Here is a 15,436-nt window from a genome sequence, read left to right on the forward strand (position 1 = left end):
CGTGTGGTGCGGGGGGCCCATCCGGTTCGGGTAGCGTCTGACGTGCATCAGCCCACCTCTCCACCTAGGGAGCACACGTCATGGGTCGCGTCGTCATCGACGTCATGCCGAAGCCCGAGATCCTCGATCCGCAGGGCAAGGCGGTCGTGGGGGCTCTCGCCCGCCTCGGTTTCGCCGAGTTCGCCGGTGCCCGCCAGGGCAAGCGGTTCGAGCTCGAGGTCGAGGGTGAGGTCGACCAGGCGGTTCTGGACCGCGCCCGGGAGGCGGCGCAGACGCTGCTGTCCAACCCGGTGATCGAAGACGTCGTCGCGGTCCGCGCGGCCTCGAACCAGGAGTGACCGTGCGCATCGGCGTCGTCACCTTCCCCGGCAGTCTCGACGACCGCGACGCCCTGCGCGCGGTCCGCATCGCGGGCGGCACGCCGGTCCCGCTCTGGCACGGCGACGAAGACATCAAGAATGTCGACGCCGTGGTGCTCCCCGGCGGCTTCTCCTACGGCGACTACCTGCGCTGCGGCGCCATCGCCCGGTTCGCCCCGGTGATGCGCACCGTCACGAAGCTGGCCGGCCCGCCCACCCAGACCTCGCCCGGCCTGCCGGTGCTCGGCATCTGCAACGGCTTCCAGGTACTCACCGAGTCGCACCTGCTGCCGGGTGCCCTGGTGCGCAACGAGAAGCAGCAGTTCGTCTGCCGCGACCAGAAGCTCCGCATCGAGCGCACCAGCACGTCGTGGACCAACGGCTACGGCCGCAACGACGAGATCGTCATCCCGCTGAAGAACGGCGAGGGCGGTTTCATCGCCGACGAGGCCACCCTCGACGCACTCGAGGGTGAGGGCCAGATCGTCGCCCGCTACCTCGACGGCAACCCGAACGGCTCGCGCCGCGACATCGCCGGCATCAGCAACGTCTCCGGCACCGTCGTCGGCCTGATGCCGCACCCGGAGCACGCCACCGAGGCGCTCTACGGCCCGGAGAACGGCGGCACCGACGGCTTGGCCTTCTTCACCAGCGCACTTCAGGGAGTGCTCTCCGCGTGACCAGCGACAGCGTCAACAATTACGGCGAGAAGCCCGCCTTCGAGAGCGCCGGCCTGACCGACGAGCAGCGCCAGGCCCTCGACACGGTCGACAAGGCCCGCACCAGCCCCGACGTCGACCAGCCCTGGGCCGCCCTGGGCATGAAGGCCGACGAGTACGAGGCCGTGCGCAAGATCCTCGACCGCCGCCCCACCGGCTCCGAACTCGCCATGTACTCGGTGATGTGGAGCGAGCACTGCTCCTACAAGTCCAGCAAGGTGCACCTGCGTCAGTTCGGTGAGAAGACCACCGACGCGATGAAGGAACACCTGCTGGTCGGCATCGGCGAGAACGCCGGCGTGGTCGACATCGGCCAGGGCTGGGCCGTCACCTTCAAGGTGGAGAGCCACAACCACCCCAGCTACGTCGAGCCCTACCAGGGCGCGGCCACCGGCGTCGGCGGCATCGTGCGCGACATCATCTCGATGGGCGCCCGCCCGGTCGCGGTGATGGACCCGCTGCGCTTCGGCGCCCTCGACCACCCCGACACCCACCGCGTGCTGCCCGGAATCGTCGCGGGCATCGGCGGTTACGGCAACTGCCTGGGTCTGCCCAACATCGGCGGCGAGGTCTCGTTCGACCCCTGCTACCAGGGCAACCCGCTGGTGAACGCGCTCGCCGTGGGCACCATGCGGCACGAAGACATCCACCTGGCCAACGCCCGCGGCAACGGCAACCTGGTGGTGCTGTTCGGTGCCCGCACCGGCGGCGACGGCATCGGCGGCGCGTCGATCCTGGCCAGCGACACCTTCACCGAGGGCGGCCCGACCAAGCGCCCGGCCGTGCAGGTGGGCGACCCGTTCGCCGAGAAGGTGCTGATCGAGTGCTGTCTCGACCTGTTCGAGGCGAACGTCGTGCAGGGCATCCAGGACCTCGGCGCGGCGGGCCTGTCCTGCGCGTTCTCCGAGCTGGCCAGCAACGGTGACGGCGGCATGCTCGTGCACCTCGACCGGGCCCCGCTGCGTGACTCCACGCTGGCGCCGGAAGAGATCCTGATGAGCGAGTCGCAGGAACGCATGATGGCCGTGGTCACCCCGGAAGACCTGCCCGGCTTCCTGGAGATCACCACCCGCTGGGACGTCGAGGCGACCGTGATGGGTGAGGTCACCGAGACCGGCAGGCTGATCGTGCTCTGGCACGGCGAGACCATCGTCGACGTGCCGCCGCGCAGCGTCGCCCACGACGGCCCGGTCTACGACCGTCCGTACTCCCGGCCGGAATGGCTCGACGCGCGTCAGGCCGACACCCCGGACCACCTGCCCAAGCCGGCCACCGACGACGAGCTGGCGGCCCTGGTGAAGACCATGGTGGCCACGCCGAACCTGGCCAGCCGCAACTGGATCACCCAGCAGTACGACCGCTACGTGCAGGGCAACACGGCGCAGGCCATGCCCGACGACGCGGGGGTGCTGCGGGTCGACGAGGAGAGCGGTCTGGGCGTCGCCATCGCCACCGACTGCAACCAGCGGTTCGCCGCGCTCGACCCCTACACCGGCGCCCAGCTGGCCCTGGCCGAGGCGTACCGCAACGTCGGCGTGGCCGGTGGCCGCCCGCTCGCGGTCACCGACTGCCTCAACTTCGGCTCCCCGGAGGACCCGGCCGTGATGTGGCAGTTCGCCGAGGCCGTGCGCGGTCTCGCGGACGGCTGCCAGCAGCTCGGCATCCCGGTGACCGGCGGAAACGTCAGTCTGTACAACCAGACCGGCAGCACGGCCATCCACCCGACCCCGGTCGTCGGTGTGCTCGGCGTGCTGGACGACGTGGCCCGCAGGACCCCGTCCGGCTGGCGCGCCGACGGTGCCCAGCTGTTCCTGCTGGGCACCACCCGGGCCGAGTTCGCCGGTTCGGAGTGGGCCTGGTCGCAGCACCAGCACCTGGGCGGTCTGCCGCCGCAGGTCGACCTGGAGGCCGAGCGTGCCCTCGCCGGGGTGATGGCCTCGGCCGCCGACGGCGGTCTGGTGCTCGCGGCGCACGACCTGTCCGACGGTGGCCTGGCCCAGGCCCTGGTGGAGAGCAGCCTGCGCTTCGGCGTGGGGGCCACGGTCTCGCTGGAAGAGGCCGCCGGGCGCGACGGTGTGGACGCCTTCACGCTGCTGTTCTCCGAGTCCACGGCCCGCGCCGTGGTCGCCGTGAAGCCGGAGAACGCGGCGGCGTTCACCCAGGCCTGTGCGGCCGGCCGGGTGCCCGTGGTCGCTCTCGGCTCGACCGGTGGCGATTCGCTCACCGTGGACGGCCGTTTCGCCCTGCCGCTCGACGAGCTGCGGGCGGCGCACGAGGCCACCCTGCCGGAGGCCCTGAACGCCTGATCCGGTCACCACGAACCGGGCATGATCACGTCGGTGATCATGCCCGGTTCGTCGTTCGGCAACCGCTAGCCTCGGGCGGATGAGCGTCTGGGGCGTTGTTCTGGCCGGCGGTGGTGGCACCCGGTTCGGTGGGCTGAAGCAGTTCGCGGTGCTCGGGGGCCAGACCCTGCTGGAGCGGGTGGTCGACATCGCGGCGGCGAACTGCGACGGCGTGGTTGTCGTCCTCCCCGCCGGGCACGAGTGGCCTGGTCAGGGGGTGCGGGCGACCGGCGGCGCCACCCGCGCCGAGTCGGTGCGCAGCGGCCTGGCGGCGCTGCCCGACGACGCCGGGATCGTCTGCATCACCGACGCCGCCCATCCGCTCGCCACCGCCGTCCTCTACGAACGGGTCGTGCAGGCCGTGCGCGCCGGGGCCGATGCCGCGCTGCCCGGCCTCCCGCTCACCGATGCGGTCAAACAGCTTGAGGACGACGAGGAGCCCGCGCCGCCCACGGCCAAGATCGCGGCACCCGGCCCCGGGCCGCGGATCCTCGGGCTGGCCGGGGCCACCACGCCGGCCGGGGGACACGTCTCCGCGCAGATGCCGATGGCGTTCTCGGTGCCGGTGCTGCGCCGGGCGCACGAGGAGATCGCCGACGCGGTGGAGGACTCCGCGATGGTCGCGGCCCTGGGTGGCCGGGTCGTGGTGGTGCCGGGGGAACCGACCAACGTGCACGTGACCACTCCGGCCGAACTGGCCGTGGCCCACGCCCTGCTACCCCTCCTCTAGCGCTCCCGTCAAGGGGTCGCGCCCTCTCGATATGCGCGCTTGATCCGTTCGTGCGACGTTGGTGGCCGGTCAACAGCGTCAGATCGCGTGAGAAGTGAGAGGTCGGAACATGGCCAGTACCACGCCGGCACACCACGGGACCTCGGGCGCGTCAGGCGGCGCCAGCGGGGCCAAGAACGAGGCCAAGGGCGGGGCCAAGAGTGCCAAGAACACCGCCGAAGGCCTTGCCAGCCAGGCCAACTCGCCCTGGCTGAAGCGTCTGGGCCAGGTCGGTGTCGCCGCCATCGGTGTCGTCTACCTGTTGCTGGCCTGGATCTCCCTCCAGGTCGCCTGGGGTGGTTCGGAAGAGAGCGCCGACAACACCGGTGCTCTCCAGGAGGTCGCCGAGAAGCCTTTCGGTGAGGTGCTTCTCATCGTCATGGGTATCGGCCTCATCGGTTACGCGGTCTGGCAGCTGCTGCTGGCGGTCATCGGCCCGCCCAGCGACGACAGCACCTTCAAGCGCGTGAGTTCCGCCGCCAAGGGCGTTTTCGGCGCCTCGCTGGCCGTGCAGTCGCTGCGCATCGGTCTCGGCGGCGGCAGCAAGAGCTCCAGCAGCAAGACCGCCGACTGGACCAGCTCACTGATGGGCGCCCCGGCCGGCCGCGTGCTCGTGGTCATCGTCGGCCTGGCCGTCATCGCCTGGTCCGGCTACCTGGTCTACAAGGGCGTGAAGAAGAAGTTCCTGGAGAAGCTGGAAGGCCATCCGGGCCGTGGCATCACCCGTCTCGGCCAGGCCGGCTGGATCTCCCGGGGCGTGGCCTTCGGGGTGCTGGGCATCCTGTTCGTCGTGGCCGGTGTGCAGAGCCAGCCCGAGGAGGCCCGCGGTCTCGACGCCGCGCTGAAGACCCTGGCCGGGCAGCCCTTCGGCCAGTGGATCCTCACCCTCGTGGCGCTGGGCCTGGCCTGCTACGCCGCGTTCCAGCTGCTGACGGCCCGCATTCACAAGGAAGGCTGACTCCTTCCGTCAAAACTCCCCCGAGGCGTTTTCTTTGGGGGAGTTTTGCATGTCCGCAAACAAGCATGTCTAACATGGCGATCACCGCAACGGGCGCGGTGGATTGCGAGGAATGCACGTCGATGGTCGAGACTTATCCGTCGTACGTCCCTGACCTGGAGTCCGTGCGTCCGCCGCTACTCACCGTCAGCGGTCTGCGCAAGGCGTTCGGCACCCGGCACAGTCAGGTCACCGCTCTCGACGGGCTCGACCTGGCCGTGGCCGAGGGCGAGATCCTGACTCTGCTGGGCCCTGCCGGCTCCGGTAAGTCCGCGCTGCTGGCCGTGCTCGCCGGGGCGGAGCGGGCCGACTCCGGCCGGCTGCACCTGGCCGGGGCGGAGCTGCCGAAGGGCGGTCATGCGATCGGGCGGGTGGTCACCGACTTCGCCCCCAAGACCACGGTGCGTGATGTCCTGGCCGGTGCGCTGAAGATTCGCGGGGTGGCCCGGCGCGACCTGGAGCACGAGCTCGGCGCGGTGCTCGACCGGGTGGTGCACCGCGGCGATCCCGACACCCGGGTGCTCGAACTTCCCACCCACACGCAGCTTCTCGTCGCCATCGCGGCCGAGGCGGTGGCCGGGGCCCGGGTGGTGCTGCTCGACGACCCGCTGGCCGCCATCGACGCCGTGCAGCGCGACCGCATGCACGACGAGATCCGTGCCGCACGAGACGAATTCGGGCTCACCCTGATCGTGGCCACCCGCACCCCGCAACTGGCCATGGGCCTCGGCGAGCGGGTGGCGGTCATGCTCGACGGCAAGGTCGTGCAGATCGGTGCCCCGCCCGAGGTGTACGAGCTGCCCGCCACCGAGCAGGTGGCCGCGCTCACCGGGCCGGTCAACCTGCTGCGCCCCGAGGCATCGGTGCAGTTGATGGCCCAGCCCGCCAGTTTCGGCCTGCGGCCGGAGAAGATCCGCATCGTGGGCGACGATCACCTGGTCGCCGCCGACGAGGTGCTCGCGGCCGGCACCGTCGTCCGCATCGACTACGGCGGTGCCACCTCGCGTCTGGTCGTGCGACTCGACGCCGCTGGTGCCACCGTTCAGGTGCTACGGCTGAACAGTGCTGTGGAGGAAGAGTTTCCGGTGATCGCCGGGCAACGGGTCACCGTGGTGTGGCCGCGCCGTCACGCCGTCAGGTTCTTCTGAGGCCCGATCTCGCCGGATCCCCGGGGAATCAGCCGGGTGGGCACCACGTGGGTGGTGGGCGGCGAGTCGTTGCCGCCGATCCGGTCGAACAGCACGGTGGCGGCCAGCCGGCCGATCGCCGTCGGGTCCTGGGCCACCACGGTGATGCCCGGGTCGAGCAGGTCGGCCAGCGGGAAGTCGTCGAAACCGACCACGGCGACCCGGCGTTCCCGCTTCAGGTGCCGTAGCGCCCGGGCCACGCCGATGGTGACCAGGTTCTGCGCGGTGAACAGCGCGGTGGGCGGATCGGGCTGTTCCAGCAGCTGCACCGCGGCGGCCTGGGCCAGGGCCTGACTGGTGAGATCGCTGAGCACGAGGCCGGTGTCGACCGGGAGGCCGGCCTCGGCGAGCGCCTGGAGGTAGCCCTCGTAGCGTTGCTGGGCGGTGGTGATGTCGTGCCGGTCGCCGAGGAACGCGATGCGCCGGTGGCCCTGCTCGATCAGGTGCCGCACCCCGGCCTTCGAGCCGTCCACGTTGGTGGTGAGCACCGAGTCCACCGCCAGCCGCCGGGCCTGGCGGTCGATGCAGACGATCGCTGTGCCCGCCCGCACCTCGCTCTCCAGGTAGGACTGGTCGTCACTGGCCGGCGCGATGATCAGGCCGTCGGCCCGGCGCGCGCTGAAGGCCCGGGTGAGCTCGCGCTCCCGCTGCGGGTCTTCGTCCAGGCTGGCCGTGAACACCATGACGCCGCGCGGGATCGCGACGTCTTCCACCGCCCGCTGGAGCGTTGACGAGAACGGGTTGGACACATCTTCGAGCAGTAGCCCGACCGTCGCGGTGCGTCCGCCGGCCCGGCGCAGGCTGCGCGCGCCGATGTTCGGCCGGAAGTCGAGTTCGTCGATGGCGTCACGCACCCGGCGGCCGAGCGTGCTCGACACCCCCGGTTCCCCGTTCACCACCCTCGAAACCGTTTTCAGGCTCACGCCCGCGACCGCGGCGACATCGCGCATCGTCGGCCGGCGGCCGAGTTGCAGTGCCCGGCCCGCTGATCCCACCGGCGTCCCCGGTTGTGTTCCTGTTGTCTCCGGCAGCTGGCCTTCCATGCCTGCCGCTCCCCTCGAACCCGAGATCGACATCCCCCTTGCCCGGAGAACCTACCGCGCGGTTGTGACCTGCGGAGGGCGTTCACCGAAGCTGCGCCGAGCGGAGCCGGGCAGTGATCGGGCGGTTACCGAATCCGGCGATCTGGCGTAGCTTGTAGGGAGTTGTCCAGCAGCCGACAAGGATGTCGGGAGCCCTGCCCGAACGTGCCCGCTCGTGCCTGCGCACGACCGAAAACGACTGGCAGCGGCGGCTCGACGCGTACCGGAGGTGCCGCGTTCAGTGTCGCGCCCATGGGTTCCCCGTCTGGCCGCCGCCGTGCTGGCCGCCTCAACCGTCACCCTCGCAGCCTGCTCCGGCGGCAGCGACGGTCGTCCCATCATCGGGCTGATCACCAAGACCGACACCAACCCGTTCTTCGTCACGATGAAGAAGGGGGCCCAGGACCAGGCCGAGAAAGACGGCATCGACCTGCGCACGTTCGCCGGAAAGGTGGACGGCGACAACGAGTCGCAGGTCACCGCCATCGAGAACCTGATGGCGCTCGGGGCCGAGGGATTCATGATCACCCCCAACGACTCCCGGGCGATCGTGCCGGCCATCGAGCGGGCGAAAGAGGCCGGGCTGGCGGTGATCGCGCTGGACAGTCAGCTCGATCCGCCGGACGCCGCCGACTCCACCTTCGCGACCGACAACTTCCGGGCCGGAGAACTGGTGGGGGAGTGGGCGCGGGCCAAGGTCGGTGAAGACGCCCGCATCGCCTTCCTCGACCTGTCTCCCGACCAGGTCTCCGTGGACGTGCAGCGTGATCAGGGTTTCATGCAGGGCTTCGGCATCGACATCGGCGACCCGCAACGGATCGGCGACGAGAACGACCCGCGCATCTCCGGGCACGACGTCACCGACGGCGCCGCCGACGGCGGCCGCACGGCGATGGAGAACCTGCTCCAGCGTGACCCGGACATCACCCTGGTGTACGCCATCAACGAGCCGGCCGCGGCCGGGGGCTACGAGGCGCTCAAGGCCGCCGGCAAGGCGGACTCGGTCACCGTGGTCGCGATCGACGGCGGCTGCCCGGGCGTGCAGAGCGTGAAAGACGGCCAGCTGGGCGCCACCTCGCAGCAGTACCCGCTGAAGATGGCCGCCGACGGGGTGACCGCGATCTCCGGGTTCGCCCGCACCGGTGTCAAGCCCGCCAACCCGGCGGGTCAGGACTTCACCGACACCGGGGTCACCCTGATCACCGACGATCCGCAGTCCGGCGTGGAGTCCGAAGACACCACGTCCGGTGCCGAGAAGTGCTGGGGGTAGGCAGATGACGACTGGTTTCGAGGAACGCCGGCAGGAGTCCGTGCCGGACCGGGTCCAGCACCTGCTGCACGGCCGGCCCACGCTCGGCCCGCTGGCGGTGCTGCTGCTGGCCGTGATCGTCTTCTCGATCATCAACACCCGGTTCCTGAACCCGGAGAACCTCGGACTGGTGCTTCAGCAGGTCACCGTGATCGCCCTGCTCGGGCTCGGGCAGACGCTGATCGTGCTGACCGCGGGCATCGACCTGTCGGCCGGTGCCATCGCCGTCTTCAGTTCGATCCTGATGGCGAACCTGGCCTACGACGCGGGTTTTCCAGGACCCCTCGCGCTGCTGGCCGGTCTGGCGTTCGGCACGGCGATGGGCGCCGTCAACGGTTTTCTGGTCACCCGCGTGCACCTGCCGCCGTTCATCGTCACCCTCGGCACGCTGTCCGTCTTCTTCTCGCTGAACTCGGTGGTCTCCGGCAGCGAGACGGTGCGCGGCACGGACATGCCGGCGATCATGACCTGGACCGGTGAGACCATCCCGATCGGCAGCTTCCACCTGACCTACGGCTCGATCATCATGCTGCTGCTCTTCGGCGTCTTCTTCTACCTGCTGGGCTGGACCGCCTGGGGCAAGCACGTGCACGCCTCCGGTGACGACGCCGAGGCCGCGCGGCTGGCCGGCATCCGCACCGACCGGGTGCTGCTGTCGGTGTACACCGTGGCCGGGGCCGTCTACGCGATCGCCGCCTGGGTGCTGATGGGCCGCCTGGCCTCGGCCGACCCGAACGTCGGCACCGAGTACAACCTCGACTCGATCACCGCCGTGGTGCTCGGCGGCACCAGCCTTTTCGGCGGTCGCGGCGGGGTGATCGGCACGCTGGTGGGCGCGCTGATCGTCGGGGTGTTCCGGAACGGGCTGGTGCTGGCCGGTGTTCAGGTGGTCTGGCAGGGCTTCGCCGTGGGCCTGCTGGTCCTGCTCGCGGTCACGATCGATCAATGGATCCGGAAGGTGAGGGCATGAGCACGCAACCGACCACCGAGGGCCTCCCGGTGATGCGGGCGCGCGGCCTGGTCAAGCGCTACGGCCGGGTGACCGCCATCGACGGGTCCGACCTGGACCTCTACCCGGGCGAGATCCTGGCCGTGATCGGCGACAACGGCGCGGGCAAGTCCAGTCTGATCAAGGCGCTGTCGGGGGCCCTGGTGCCGGACAGCGGGCAGATCTGGCTGGACGGCGAGCCGGTGCACTTCCGCACGCCGATGGACGCGCGGGCCGCGGGGATCGAGACGGTGTACCAGACCCTCGCCGTGGCACCGGGTCTGGACATCGCCGACAACCTGTTCCTGGGCCGGGAGGAACGCCGGCCCGGCCCGCTCGGCTCGGTGTTCCGCATGCTCGACAAGAAGCACATGCGGGCCGAGGCCGAGCGGCACATGAGCGATCTGGGCATCGCCACGCTCCAGAACATCGGCCAGGCGGTGGAGAGTCTGTCCGGCGGCCAGCGTCAGGGGGTGGCGGTGGCCCGGTCGGCGGCGTTCGGCAGCAAGGTGGTCATCCTCGACGAGCCCACGGCCGCCCTCGGGGTGCGGGAGGGCAACCGCGTGCTCCAGCTGATCCGTGACGTGCGCGACCGCGGCCTGCCGGTGATCCTGATCAGCCACAACATGCCGCACGTGTTCGAGGTGGCCGACCGCATCCACATCCAGCGCCTGGGCCGGCGGGTCGCGGTGGTGACGCCGTCGTCGCACTCGATGCCGGAGACGGTGGCGATCATGACCGGCGCCGCGCCACCGCCCCCGGCCGGCTAGTTCCCGGCCAGTTCCCGGCTGGTTCAGCGCCCCGCGCGCACGTACCCGCGGGTGCACAGCGGCACGAACACCGCCAGCAGCCCGGCGGCCCACAGCAGGGCCGCGGTCACCGGGTGCTCCAGCGGCCAGACCCCACCGGCCGGCACCGAGGGGTTGCCGAACAGCTGGCGCAGCGCCGCGCAGACGGCGCTCAGCGGATTCCAGTCGGCGATCGTGCGCAGCCAGCCCGGCATGCCCGAGGTGGGCACGAACACGTTGGAGATCATGCCGACCGGCATCACCAGAATCGCGGCCTGCCCGGCGGTCTCCTCGTCGTCGAACAGGTAACCGAGATACATCCCGATCCAGGTGGCGGCGAACTGGAACAGCAGCAGAATGCCGACGGCGGTGAGGGTCTCGATCAGGTTGCCGCGGATCCGCCAGCCCACCACCAGGCCGCAGAGCATCATGATGACGAAGCCGATCACGCCGTACAGCAGGTTGGCGAGGGCGTGCCCGGCCGGGATCGCCACCCGGCTGATCGGCAGCGAGCGGAACCGGTCGGTGAGGCCGGTGTGGTTGTCCTTGGCCGCGGTCACCATCGACGGCACGATGTTGGACGCCGTCATCACCAGCAGCCCGGGGATCAGGAACTCGCGGTAGCCGGCGCCGCCGGTGGCCCGGCCGGGCACGGCGATCGCCCCACCGAAGATGAAACCGAAGATCAGCACCAGCACGATCGGCGCGGCCACCAGCACGACGATGAAGGCGGGGTTGCGCAGCACGGCCAGGAGCAGGCGTTCCGCGGCGGGCAGGGCGTCTCTCATCGTCGGCTCCCGGTCAGCGTGAGGAATACCTCGTCCAGGGTGGGACGGCGAACACCGGCGTCCTGCAACGGGATACCGATCTCGTCCAGGTGCCGCACCAGCCCGGGCAGGGTGAGAGAGCCGGCCGTCACGGTTCCCGAGACCCGCCGGTTCTCCTCGTCGGTGGTGACGTCCTGACCGCCGAGCCCGGTCAGGGCCAGTGCCGCGCCGGACAGCGGGGCCCCCGGGCCGACCAGCACCTCCACCCGGGTCCCGGCCAGGTCCTTGAGCTGTTCCGGTGTGCCGTGGGCGATCTCGCGGCCGGAGTCGATGATCACCACGTCGGAGGCGAGCCGGTCGGCCTCCTCCAGGTACTGCGTGGTGAGCAGCACGGTGGTGCCGGAGCGGGCGAGATCGGCCACGGTGGAATGAATCTCGTCGCGGCTTCGGGGATCGAGGCCGGTGGTCGGTTCGTCGAGGAACAGCACCGGCGGCCGGGTGATCAGGCTGGCGATCAGGTCGAGCCGCCGCCGCATGCCGCCCGACCAGGTCTTCACCATCCGGTCGGCGGCCTGGTCCAGCCCGAACCGGGTGAGCAGCTCGGCGGCCCGGGCCCGGGCGGCCCGGCGGCCGAGGTGGTGCATCAGGCCGAGCAGGAACAGGTTGTCCCGGCCGGTCAGCGCGTCGTCCACGGCCGCGTGCTGCCCGGCCAGGCCGATCCGGCGGCGCACCTGCGCGGCCTGGGTGACCACGTCGAATCCGCAGATCCTCGCGCTGCCGGAGTCCGGCAGCGCGAGGGTGGCGAGGATGCGGACAGCCGTGGTCTTTCCCGCGCCGTTCGGTCCGAGCAGGGCGCAGACCGTCCCCTCCGGCACCGCCAGGTGGAGCGAGTCCAGGGCCCGCACCTCGCCGAATCCCCGGCCCAGGCCGGATGTCTCGATCACCGTCGTCATCGCTTCCTCCCCAACTGCGATCAGTGTTCGCGGTTCTTAGTGAACCATACTGCGTTCACTGTTCGCACTTGTTTCTCTCGAAGGGGCGAGTCCTGCGGGAGGATGGACCCGTGCCCGAGCCCGACCTGCCGATCTGGAAGCGCTCCGAGCGCGGGGCCAGGGGGCCCGCGCCGGAGCACAGCCGCGCCTCGATCGCGGCCGCCGCGATCGGCCTGGCCGACGCCGAGGGCCTGAAAGCGGTCTCGATCCGCCGGGTCGCGTCGGCGGTGGGCAGCGCCCCGGCCTCGCTCTATCGCTACCTGGCCAGCCGCGACGAGCTGCTGGCGCTGATGGCCGACGCGGCGATCGGCACGCTGGAGCTGCCCGCCACCCCCACCGGCCAGGGCTGGCGGCACGATGTGCTGACGATCGCCCGGCTGCTGCGGCAGGCCTACCGCGAGCATCCCTGGCTGCTGGAGCTGGTCATGTCCGGCCGGCTGAACACGGCGATGCTCGGCCCGTCCACCATCGACTACACGGAGAGGGTGGTGGCGGCGCTCGCCGAGCTGCCGGCGCCGGGCCGGGCCAAGATGGAGGCCGCGGCCATCTTCAACGGCGTGGTCGGGCTGTTCGCGATGGACGAGGCCTCCGCCCACAACAGCACCAGCCCGCAGGCCCAGGTGGCCAACGCGGCCTACCTCGCGGAGAGAATCGGGGACGGCGAACACCCTTATCTGGCCGCGATTCTGGCGAGCCCACCGCCGCCCGACGCGGTGGCCCGCAAGAGTGCGGACGACCTGTTCGGCCGGGTGGTGGTCAGCATCATGAGCGGTCTGCTCGGGGTGACGCCGGAGCCGGACTAGGGTCGCCGTCATGAACTGGGAGCAGCAGCGGCAGTCGTTCGGAGCCAACGCGGCCGGCTACGACAGCCGCCGCCCGGACTGGCCCGCGGCCACCGCCGCCTGGCTGACCGGTGCCGAGCCGGGTTCCGGCCGGGAGGGCACCGCGCTCGACGTGGTCGACCTGGGCGCGGGCACCGGCAAGCTGACCAGCACCCTGGCCGAGCTGGGGCACCGGGTCACCGCGGTGGAGCCCGACCCGGGCATGCTGGACGTGCTGAGCCGCAAGCTGCCGCAGGTCACGGCGGTGCGGGCGGCCGCCGAGCGGATCCCGCTGCCCGACGGCAGCGCCGACGTGGTCACCGTGGCGCAGGCCTGGCACTGGATGGAGCAGCCGGCCGCCGCGCTGGAGATCGCCCGCGTGCTGCGGCCGGGCGGCCTGCTGGCCGTCGCCTGGCACAAGCGCGACCTGGACACCCCGTGGGTGGCGGAGCTGAACGAGCTGGCCGGGGTCCCGGACTGGGCTGCCGAGCAGAACACGCACAGCGGGCACACCGTGGTCGAGCTGCCGCCGGCCTACGCGCCCACCGAGTACGCCACCTTCGGCTACACGCTGACCCTGCCGCCGACGGCCCTGGTCGACCTGGTGGCCAGCTGGTCCTACGTGGCCACCCGGCCGGACCGCGACGAGGTGCTGGAGCGGGTCCGGGCGCTCGGCGAGCGGGTGGCGGCCGACCAGGGGAGCCCGGCCGCACTCGGTCTGCCTCACGTGACGCAGTGCCATCGGGCACGCACCCTGGCCGACTGAGGCCGGGAGCGGTCTTTCGTCGTCCACCAGGGAGGCCCGCGCCTCACCCGGACGGCGCATCAGCCACCCCGAACGGCTGCCGACAGGCAGGCCGATGGACGCCCAGACCCTGCTCCTGCTGCGACGAGCCACCTACGGCCCGACCCCCGCGCTGCTGGCCGAGGCGCAGAAGCTGGGGCGCCGGGCCTGGCTGGAACGGCAGCTGGCCCCGCACACGATCAGGGACGCACTGGCGGAGGCGACCCTGAAAAGGTTTCCCCGGGTGGGGTGGTCGATCTCGCGGGTACGCGAGGAGTACGCCGCCGACTTCGGTTCGTGGGACGTGATGGTCGAGCTGACCCGCGCCACCATCGTTCGGGCGGTGTGGAGCGAGCGCCAGCTGTTCGAGCTGATGGTCGAGTTCTGGTCGAACCACCTCAACGTCACCTGCCCGTCCGGCGACGTGTGGGACTCCCGGGCCGACTACGACCGGGTGATCCGCGCACACGCCCTGGGAAGGTTCGCCGACCTGCTGGTCGCGGCGAGTCTCCACCCGGCCATGCAGGCCTACCTCGACAACCAGTCGTCCACCAAGGATCACCCGAACGAGAACCAGGGCCGCGAGCTGCTGGAGCTGCACACCGTCGGGGTGGACGCCGGATATGACGAGAGCGATGTGCGCGACAGCGCCCGCATCCTGACCGGTTTCGGCACGGATGGCTCAGGCGAGGCCACCTACCGCACCGCCCGGCACTGGGTGGGACCGGTGCGGGTGCTGGGATTTCACGACACGAACGACTCGGCGGCCGGTGGAAAGGAGGTGGCGGTCAGATATCTGGAGTACCTGGCCCGGCACGAGAGCACCGCGCGGCAGATCGCGACGAAGCTGTGCCGGCGGTTCGTCGCCGACGAGCCGTCGTCGTCCCTGATCTCCCGGCTCGCCGCCACCTATCTGGCGCACGACACGGCGGTGGTGCCGGTTCTGCGAGAGTTGTTCTCCAGCAAAGAGTTCAACGCATCGACCGGGCAGAAGCTGCGCAGGCCGTACGAGGACATGGTGGCGACGGTGCGGGTGCTCGGCCTGAAACCCGACACCTCCGGCACCGAGGGCATCGAGAACCTGCACTGGATGATCCTGGACATGGGCCACTCGCCGTTGTCCTGGGGGCCGCCGAACGGCTACCCGGACGTGGCGAGCGCCTGGCAGTCGCCGGCCGGCACGCTGCTGCGCTGGAACGCGCACCTGAACATCGCGGCCCGCTGGTGGCCGTCCACCCTGACCGGCCCGGCGCTGGCGACGATGATCCCGAAACCACGCCCCAGCAATCATGGTTCGCTGATCGACGGGCTCTCCGAACGACTGCTCCAGCAGCGCGCCACCAAGGCCCAGCAGGTGGCGATCTGCGAGTTCCTGAGCGACGAGAACGCCACCGTCAAGCCCTCCACGCCGATCACGAAAGACAGCCCGGCGATCGGCTGGCGACTGCCGTTCGTGGTCAGCCTGCTGCTCGACACCCCCGCCTTCGCGCTGCGGTGAACCTGCTTGAGGACGACGAAACCTCCTCATG

At 70.8% G+C, this 15,436-nt stretch carries 15 protein-coding genes; 12 read left to right on the plus strand and 3 right to left on the minus strand.

Annotated features, from left to right (window positions below):
• Positions 1-80: 80 nt before the first annotated feature.
• The 6 genes from purS (at position 81) to KIH74_RS27390 (ending at position 6,337) form a co-directional block, all read left to right on the plus strand.
• Complete coding sequence (purS, locus tag KIH74_RS27365) at positions 81-338, plus strand: phosphoribosylformylglycinamidine synthase subunit PurS (RefSeq protein WP_214159234.1); 258 nt, start codon at positions 81-83, stop codon at positions 336-338.
• 2 nt (positions 339-340) lie between these two features.
• The gene (purQ, locus tag KIH74_RS27370) at positions 341-1,039 is read left to right on the plus strand and encodes a phosphoribosylformylglycinamidine synthase subunit PurQ (RefSeq protein ID WP_214159235.1); all 699 of its coding nucleotides are present in this window, start codon (positions 341-343) and stop codon (positions 1,037-1,039) included.
• Between the two features lie 53 nt (positions 1,040-1,092).
• Complete coding sequence (purL, locus tag KIH74_RS27375; protein ID WP_246573234.1) at positions 1,093-3,384, plus strand: phosphoribosylformylglycinamidine synthase subunit PurL; 2,292 nt, start codon at positions 1,093-1,095, stop codon at positions 3,382-3,384.
• A gap of 79 nt (positions 3,385-3,463) precedes the next feature.
• Positions 3,464-4,153 carry an IspD/TarI family cytidylyltransferase gene (locus KIH74_RS27380; protein ID WP_214159236.1) on the plus strand — a complete coding sequence of 230 codons (690 nt, stop codon included), beginning with the start codon at positions 3,464-3,466 and terminating at the stop codon, positions 4,151-4,153.
• A gap of 109 nt (positions 4,154-4,262) precedes the next feature.
• Positions 4,263-5,150 (plus strand): DUF1206 domain-containing protein, encoded by an 888-nt coding sequence (locus KIH74_RS27385; RefSeq protein ID WP_214159237.1) that lies wholly within the window; start codon positions 4,263-4,265, stop codon positions 5,148-5,150.
• 122 nt (positions 5,151-5,272) lie between these two features.
• Complete coding sequence (locus tag KIH74_RS27390; protein WP_214159238.1) at positions 5,273-6,337, plus strand: ATP-binding cassette domain-containing protein; 1,065 nt, start codon at positions 5,273-5,275, stop codon at positions 6,335-6,337.
• Here the strand turns inward: KIH74_RS27390 and KIH74_RS27395 are convergent.
• On the minus strand, positions 6,316-7,326 hold the full coding sequence (locus KIH74_RS27395) for a LacI family DNA-binding transcriptional regulator (RefSeq protein WP_246573235.1): 1,011 nt from the start codon (positions 7,324-7,326) through the stop codon (positions 6,316-6,318). The two genes, KIH74_RS27390 and KIH74_RS27395, sit on opposite strands and share 22 nt — an antisense overlap.
• Before the next feature lie 373 nt (positions 7,327-7,699).
• Here KIH74_RS27395 and KIH74_RS27400 point away from each other — a divergent pair, with 373 nt between their 5' ends.
• Genes KIH74_RS27400 through KIH74_RS27410 form a run of 3 tightly spaced genes read left to right on the plus strand, consistent with a single transcriptional unit; the run spans position 7,700 to position 10,525 of the window.
• Complete coding sequence (locus KIH74_RS27400; protein WP_214159240.1) at positions 7,700-8,728, plus strand: substrate-binding domain-containing protein; 1,029 nt, start codon at positions 7,700-7,702, stop codon at positions 8,726-8,728.
• A gap of 4 nt (positions 8,729-8,732) precedes the next feature.
• Positions 8,733-9,737, plus strand: a complete 1,005-nt coding sequence (locus KIH74_RS27405; RefSeq protein ID WP_214159241.1) for an ABC transporter permease — start codon at positions 8,733-8,735, stop codon at positions 9,735-9,737.
• The gene (locus tag KIH74_RS27410) at positions 9,734-10,525 is read left to right on the plus strand and encodes an ATP-binding cassette domain-containing protein (protein WP_214159242.1); all 792 of its coding nucleotides are present in this window, start codon (positions 9,734-9,736) and stop codon (positions 10,523-10,525) included. The genes KIH74_RS27405 and KIH74_RS27410 overlap by 4 nt, the downstream gene beginning before the upstream one ends.
• Before the next feature lie 23 nt (positions 10,526-10,548).
• Here the strand turns inward: KIH74_RS27410 and KIH74_RS27415 are convergent, their stop codons facing one another.
• Together KIH74_RS27415 and KIH74_RS27420 are read right to left on the minus strand one after the other, a co-directional pair.
• Positions 10,549-11,331 (minus strand): ABC transporter permease, encoded by a 783-nt coding sequence (locus KIH74_RS27415; protein WP_214159243.1) that lies wholly within the window; start codon positions 11,329-11,331, stop codon positions 10,549-10,551.
• A complete protein-coding gene (locus tag KIH74_RS27420) occupies positions 11,328-12,263 on the minus strand; it encodes an ATP-binding cassette domain-containing protein (RefSeq protein ID WP_214159244.1) in 936 nt (311 codons plus the stop codon). Before KIH74_RS27420 ends, KIH74_RS27415 begins: the two co-directional genes overlap by 4 nt.
• A gap of 110 nt (positions 12,264-12,373) precedes the next feature.
• On the opposite strand from KIH74_RS27420, the gene KIH74_RS27425 reads away from it, so the two are divergent.
• The 3 genes from KIH74_RS27425 to KIH74_RS27435 all read left to right on the plus strand — a co-directional run bounded on the left by KIH74_RS27425 (position 12,374) and on the right by KIH74_RS27435 (position 15,405).
• Entirely contained in the window at positions 12,374-13,105 is a 732-nt protein-coding gene (locus tag KIH74_RS27425) for a TetR/AcrR family transcriptional regulator (RefSeq protein ID WP_214159245.1), read from the plus strand.
• A 10-nt stretch (positions 13,106-13,115) separates the two neighbouring features.
• Positions 13,116-13,889 (plus strand): class I SAM-dependent methyltransferase, encoded by a 774-nt coding sequence (locus tag KIH74_RS27430; protein WP_214159246.1) that lies wholly within the window; start codon positions 13,116-13,118, stop codon positions 13,887-13,889.
• A gap of 94 nt (positions 13,890-13,983) precedes the next feature.
• Positions 13,984-15,405, plus strand: a complete 1,422-nt coding sequence (locus KIH74_RS27435; protein WP_214159247.1) for a DUF1800 domain-containing protein — start codon at positions 13,984-13,986, stop codon at positions 15,403-15,405.
• The last annotated feature ends 31 nt before the right edge of the window (positions 15,406-15,436 follow it).

Source organism: Kineosporia corallincola (assembly GCF_018499875.1).
In the GTDB taxonomy this organism is placed as follows: domain Bacteria; phylum Actinomycetota; class Actinomycetes; order Actinomycetales; family Kineosporiaceae; genus Kineosporia; species Kineosporia corallincola.